The organism is Psychrobacter sp. SHUES1, assembly GCF_001652315.1.
In the GTDB taxonomy this organism is placed as follows: domain Bacteria; phylum Pseudomonadota; class Gammaproteobacteria; order Pseudomonadales; family Moraxellaceae; genus Psychrobacter; species Psychrobacter faecalis.
This window is the reverse complement of record NZ_LXWA01000024.1, coordinates 50,875-57,330: the sequence shown is the minus strand read 5'-3', so window position 1 is coordinate 57,330 and position 6,456 is coordinate 50,875. Positions and strand designations below refer to the sequence as shown.

General features: G+C 43.9%; 4 protein-coding genes. 3 read left to right on the top strand and 1 reads right to left on the bottom strand.

Annotation, left to right across the window (positions count from 1 at the left end):
• Positions 1-138 precede the first annotated feature (138 nt).
• On the bottom strand, positions 139-717 hold the full coding sequence (locus A7325_RS01780; protein ID WP_068404088.1) for a DUF2062 domain-containing protein: 579 nt from the start codon (positions 715-717) through the stop codon (positions 139-141).
• Positions 718-1,004: 287 nt separating this feature from the next.
• Between A7325_RS01780 and A7325_RS01775 the strand changes: the two genes are divergently transcribed.
• The 3 genes from A7325_RS01775 to A7325_RS01765 all read left to right on the top strand — a co-directional run bounded on the left by A7325_RS01775 (position 1,005) and on the right by A7325_RS01765 (position 6,423).
• The gene (locus A7325_RS01775; RefSeq protein ID WP_068404097.1) at positions 1,005-4,082 is read left to right on the top strand and encodes a ComEC/Rec2 family competence protein; all 3,078 of its coding nucleotides are present in this window, start codon (positions 1,005-1,007) and stop codon (positions 4,080-4,082) included.
• A gap of 271 nt (positions 4,083-4,353) precedes the next feature.
• Positions 4,354-5,409: a signal peptide peptidase SppA gene (gene sppA, locus A7325_RS01770; protein WP_068404086.1), complete on the top strand. Its 1,056-nt coding sequence runs from the start codon at positions 4,354-4,356 to the stop codon at positions 5,407-5,409.
• 126 nt (positions 5,410-5,535) lie between these two features.
• A complete protein-coding gene (locus A7325_RS01765) occupies positions 5,536-6,423 on the top strand; it encodes an alpha/beta fold hydrolase (RefSeq protein WP_068404084.1) in 888 nt (295 codons plus the stop codon).
• Positions 6,424-6,456 lie beyond the last annotated feature (33 nt).

The window sequence follows — 6,456 nt, the reverse complement described above, 5'->3', positions numbered from 1 at the left end:
TTACTGTGACAGTCGGGGCAACTGATATCTATTTGTGTCTTCATAACCTCAAATATATCATCTTGCTCTGGCTGTCACTCCTCCTTTTATTTCCTCAGCATACTTTCTGATACACCACCCGATTATTAATAATTAAGGCTATTCATGCTTGCTGGTTTTTTCAGCAGAGTCTTTCTGACGTTTTTGCCAGCTGGTGACAGTCTTATAGCGCCAGATGGCTTTAAACGCCAAACCGCAGACAATACTACTGATGACCGCTAAAATTGTTAGCCCTAGACAAAAAGCGGCGATAGATACCGTACCTTTATAAGTGATGAAAGGATTGGCGCCATCAGATATGAGCCATAAGCTAAAGTCAGAAATCATTCTGCCGATAATTCGTAAGCTAATCATCGGCACATCAAGGATTTTGGCACCGATATAGTAGCCAGCATAAAACACCGGCAGAGTCGTCAGCGGGTTAGTAATCCAAGTCAGACCAAGCGCCATTGGCACATTGGCACGAAAAATAAGCGCGCCGATTAAAGCCAGTAACATCTGTCCTGGCAGCGGGAAAAATGCGCTGAGCACACCAATATAAACCGCTTTATTTAAACTATGGCGATTAAAATGCCATAAACGCGGGTCGGCAAGTTGCGGCGCAAATAGTTTTAATGAGCGACTTTCTAAGATTTTTTCAGGGGTAGGAAGTAGGTCTTTTAGACGTTTGTTTGGCACAGAATCGCCTTTACATGTTATCTTCAGCCCGCTCAATCATATTGATGGGCTGATATACAGTGATATTATTAATAAGAAATATAGCTATAAATGTTATCAGAAAAGCGGCTAGATAATGTTGAATAATCACTATTGCAATATTTCTGGTAAGTATAGGGTAATAGCCACATAAATGCCATCGCTAGACGGTTTGCGCACTTGATGGTTGGTTCAATGTTTAGAACGGTCATTATTCATCACACAACTTATATGCAATGGACGAGCTATCAAGCAAGCGAGGAGCGCTGGTGTACTGGTTAATTGGTAGCTTGATAATCATCGTTATGATGGGAGTTTTGGCCGTTGCAGATACTATGCCGCTGCCAGTTGGCTCCTTATTAACAGACCTCAGCACATCTTCTATCTTGCCGTTATTATTAATAGCTTTGACCATCGTTCTGCTATTTATCAATCAGCGTTACATTGCGTTTGCACCCTCGATTGACGCTAAAAAGAGGTATGTTAAAAATTCCTCCGCTCAAAGTCTTGATGTTCAAAATTCTGCTAAAACCCGATCTTCTACATCACCATTACTCTATAAATTTCCTCATTATTTATTAACGACGGTATTAGCGTTAGCGCTGATTACTGGTAGTGGGCTGCTCGCTTTGATAAGTCAGCAGCAGGCGCAAAGTAATGCCATCAAACAAACTGTGCGCGTGCAAGCGTTGGTGAGCATCGAAGGCATCAGTGACAGTGTCTATGATGACGCAAGTAATAGTGGCTATCGGCAGGTTGCTACCATTAGCCATATATCGCCTTTACTGTCCGAGCTAACGTCGCAGGATTTGGACAAACTGAGCGTAAATTACAATGCCAATTATAAAGAGGTGACTGATAATAGCCTAAGCAATAAGGAAAATAATTTAAACGGAGATAATTTCGAATATTTCGAAAATAAACAATATCGTATACTGCTAAACGCTTATCCAAAAAAATCTTACTCTAAGAAGTCGCTCCTTAAAAAACCTTCTAAGAAAGGTACTGAGAATAAATCGAAGACTATAGAACTAAATCATTTGCAGCCAGGTGATCAGTTATTGATGACTTTGACGCTGGCGCCACTTGCTAACTCTGAGCAAGCGCTGAACAATCCAACCGGATTTGATAGTTATCGTTGGTTACGAGGGCGACATATCGATGGGGTTGCCACTATATTAGCGACCAGTACCTCAACTATTCTGTTTAATGGCTCAGCAGCATTATCTAAAGCGGACAATTCTTATTTATACCGCTTTCGTAACGCGATAGACCAAGGACGTTGGCAACTACGTCAGCATTTTTATCAGGATTGGGCAGCGCAAACTCTCGCAGAGCAGCAAGCAAAAGCGGTGACTTTGAGTTTGCTGACCGGTGATCGCAGTTTAATCAATCGCGGTACCAAAGATTTATATCAGCTGGCAGGTATTTCTCATTTATTGGCCATCTCAGGAACGCATGTTCTATTTTTAGCGATTGTATTAGCGGGATTGTTAGTCTTACTGTTGAATCGTTTTTACCCCTCTCTCTATCGCCATATCCCGCGCTGGCAATTGCGCTGGTGGGTTATGATGAGCGCGGCTTTTATTTATGCCTTATTTACTGGGTTTGATGTACCTGCTGCGCGTACCGCGTGGATGTTATTAGCCATAGGTTTGATACGCTTAACGCTACTGCCAATTAGTACCATGCGTATATTGTTGGCGCTGGCGATACTGATGGCATGGTTCGACCCGTATGTACTGTGGCAGGCTGGTTATTGGCTGTCCTTTATAGCGGTAGCGCTGCTATTAAAGTACGAAGATAGTTCAGTAGCATGGAGTCAAACAGAGTCTGCAAGCTTAACGACCACGAATTCTAATGACAATAAAAATGCGAAGATACTTCAACGTACATGGTTGGGATTTAAACGTCTGTTCAAATTACAGTTTTGGCTATTTATCGCGCTATTACCCATAACCTTATTGTTATTCGGTAAGGCATCACTGTTAGGGCTTATCGTTAATTTATTTGCCATCGGTTTATTTGGTTGGGTGATTGTACCGCTAAATTTACTGGCTGGGCTGTGCTATCTTATCTCGCCCACGTTAGCAGATGCTATTTGGGCACTGGTGATTGCTCTCGTCGCTCATTTACACGAGCTTATCACGCGGCTAACGGCGTTACCGATATTCTCAGGGGCATGGCTTTATACGCCAGTGAATATGGCAATTTTGCTGATGGTATTATTGGCGATGCTGCCATGGCTATTACCGCGCGGGCTTATCAGTCGTTGGCTCGCGCTAGCGCCGTTAACGCTACTGGTTATGACGGTATACGCCAATCAGCAGTCATTAACCATGACTCCGACTCTCTATATTCTGCCAACGGGCGACCAATATTTAAGCGCGGCGGTGCTACAATACCCTGTGCTAAATAATGAAGATAATAAGACAAACGTTAGCTGGTTAATTTTAGCCGATCATAGGCCTTATGATACTCGTACGATGCCAAGCACGCTAACCGCTGACAAGTTATCTGCGACCCTAGAGCAGCAACTGCGCAGCTTATCTATCAAGCGTCTAGAAGGTATTGTGGTGCAAAGCAGTAGCGCGGCCTTGACATCGTCTTTAGCGACATTAAAAAATAACAACCGTAAGTCATTGCAGCAGACCATCTATAAGCCAAACGGCTCTGAGCTGCTACCAATGACCGTCGCTGAGCTAAGTCAACGTCTCCCAACCGCTCAGTATTGGCAAGCAGGGCGTAGTGAGCGTTGGCCCGAGCTCCAGCGCGCTTATCAACTAGCCAGTCAATCTGGTAAAAATAGAACTCATGCAACCATCAGCGCCCAAACTTGTGAGCAAGGTAAAATCTGGCAACTCACCAATGGTGATTTAACGTTGCAAGCTATCACAGGCTGGAGCAAAATAAACGATGCCAGTGTCTGGGACTGTACGCTTGAACTTGACAGTCGACTGCCTATTCACGTGATAAACTACAATGCTGCTGACCCGCTCAAATCATTAGCTACTAAAGTACAAACACTTCAGTCCGATAACAAAGCGACACCTTCTCAGATTAAAAATGCTCAATCACGTTTGGTTTTAAATGTCGATACCCATCCGCGCGTGTGGCAAATGTGGTCGTTATTATGCGCGATTGAACCAAATACTAAAAATGACACTTTAAAAGACTCTTTAAACAACGCCTTAGGTAATGTCATAAACAGTACAACGTGGCTTGGGCACAGCACTTCGCATATCTCTGCAGATGCAATAAGGGCGCAACAAATCCATGAGACAATCACTTATGATAATAAGTCACTAGATGCCGCTCTAGCTTTTGAGGCCGATAGTAAGGATTAACCTTATAATCTGACTTATTGGTATTATCCTTATAAAATACCTCGCTCCTATAACCTGTCGCCTTTATAATATCAAGCTATTTCACAGTTCTGCTATTGAACCATGAGCAAAATGCCACCATACTTAGTAGCTTATTCAACTTTATCAAAGCGCTAAAAAACGTAATTGTCTAAGTAAATATCTTTATTGCGGTTTTATTAATTTTTTGCTTTATTAAGTTCTAACACTATTTCTTTCATCGTTTTACATTGTTTCTGACTTAGGAAGTTATATGCCCAACTGGCCACCAGACCCTAACAAACGTCCTGACAACTCGTCAAATCAGCCAACGCCGATGCAGCAGCAAAATCAGCCGAGCGGACAAGAGTGGCGACTGCTTGAAAATACGTTATTAGCCAGTGTGGTTGAGCAGCGCCGCGCCCGTCGCTGGAGTATTTTCTTTAAGCTATTGACCTTTGGTTATATTTTATTGATATTTTTGACCATTGGTCGCGGTTGTAGTACCAAAACACCGTCCGGGCTTGAGGGCGTTGATACCAGTAAGCCGCATTTGGCGGTGGTTGAAATCCAAGGAACGATTAGTAGTGGTGATATCGCCAATGCTTACGATGTTAATGAGGCCTTGACGCGCGCTTTTGAAAACAGTAATGCCAAAGCCGTGGCGCTTGACATCAACTCGCCCGGCGGCTCACCCGTACAGTCTGATGAAATCTGGCAGACGATGATGGATTTGCGTCAAGAATATCCTGACAAAAAACTCTACGCGGTGATTGGTGATATGGGTGCTTCGGGCGCTTATTATATCGCCTCAGCTGCGGATGAGATTTATGTCAATCCATCAAGCTTAGTCGGTTCGATTGGCGTAATTATGCCAAGCTATAATATCGAAGGCTTAATGGATAAATTCGGCGTTAAAGACCGCACCATTACCGCAGGCGAGTATAAAGATATCTTAAGCTTGTCACGTCCGCTCACTGATTATGAAGAGCAGCACGTCGAAAAAGTGCTGGACAATACTCATAAGCACTTTATCAATGCGGTCAAAGAAGGTCGCGGCGATCGTCTAAAGAATCCTGAGGAAAACAAACTGTTTTCAGGGCTGTTTTGGACCGGCGAGCAGTCGATTGAGTTGGGTTTAGCTGACAAAAAGGGCAGTATTTCGACTTTAGAGAAGAAACTGAAGCTTGATAACGTCGTCAATTATACGCCGACCGACCCATTTAGCTTATTTATGGATCGCTTTGCCGTTAAGTTAGGCGCAGGTCTTGGCTCAAGTATCAAGCTTGACGTGTTACCGCAAGAAGAGGGTCAGGCGCAGATGCGCTAAGCGCTTTATATTTTGGATTTAATGTGTATGATTGTTAAGGCTGAGTATATGATTATGCTCAGCCTTAATTGTATATAAATTTCGATTATTATAATAAACAGCTATTTAAATTACTGAGAGCTTGTCATGAGTGCCATTAATCCACAGACCTTTGCGACATTACCCAAGTCTAAGATAACCCAAAAACCTGTCATTCATTTTGCTCATGCCAATGGTATGCCAAGCGCCGTTTATGCGCCGTTTTTTGCCCCACTTGCTGAATTTTTTACCATTGAATATATCCCTATGCTGGGTAATACGCCCGATTATCCAGTCGATAACCATTGGCAAAGCCTGACCCAGCAGATTATTGATAGCGTTAAACGCACGTGTGAGCAGCATGGCGTAAGTCAGTTAGTAGGCGTTGGACATTCGCTTGGTGCCATGTGTACTATGCAGGCGTTATACCGTGCGCCGGAGATATTTGCGCAAGCGGTGCTGTTGGATCCACCATGGATTTATGGCAAAGTCAGCCTGCTCTGGCATTTGGCCAAAACCGCCGATAGATTACCGCTGATGAATAATCGTTTGATGGATAAGCTGTCGCCAGCGGGTGTGTCTAAGCATCGCCGTGATGTTTGGGATAGCCGCGAAGACGCCTATGATAAGCTGCGTCATAAGGGCTTTTTTAAAGATTTCGATGAGCGTAGTTTTCAGGGCTATATCGAGCATGGTTTACATGAGCGTGCGGACGGCAAAGTCACATTGGCAATCCCTAAAGCCAGCGAAGTCGAAGTTTTTCGTACCAATCCGTCATGGTATTGGCTGACCCCGAACCGAGCGCCTAAACCGCCAGTGACGCTTATCATTGGTGAAGACAGTATCTTTCTCAAGCGCCGCTTCCCGCAGCAAATCAAATCACGCCTGAATATCGATTATGAAACCCACGCCGGCGGTCATATGTTCCCGCTTGAGCACCCAGAGTCGGTGGCGCGTCAAGTGCTTGAACTTATTAAAAAGCAGTTGCCAAAATAAACGATGCTTGTGAATCCTAGAGGTTAGGATAAA

Bases quoted from the DNA above. Each gene is read 5' to 3' on its own strand.
- A7325_RS01765 (WP_068404084.1), top strand. From the start codon at position 5,536: ATGAGTGCCATTAATCCACAGACCTTTGCGACATTACCCAAGTCTAAG.
- sppA (WP_068404086.1), top strand. From the start codon at position 4,354: ATGCCCAACTGGCCACCAGACCCTAACAAACGTCCTGACAACTCGTCA.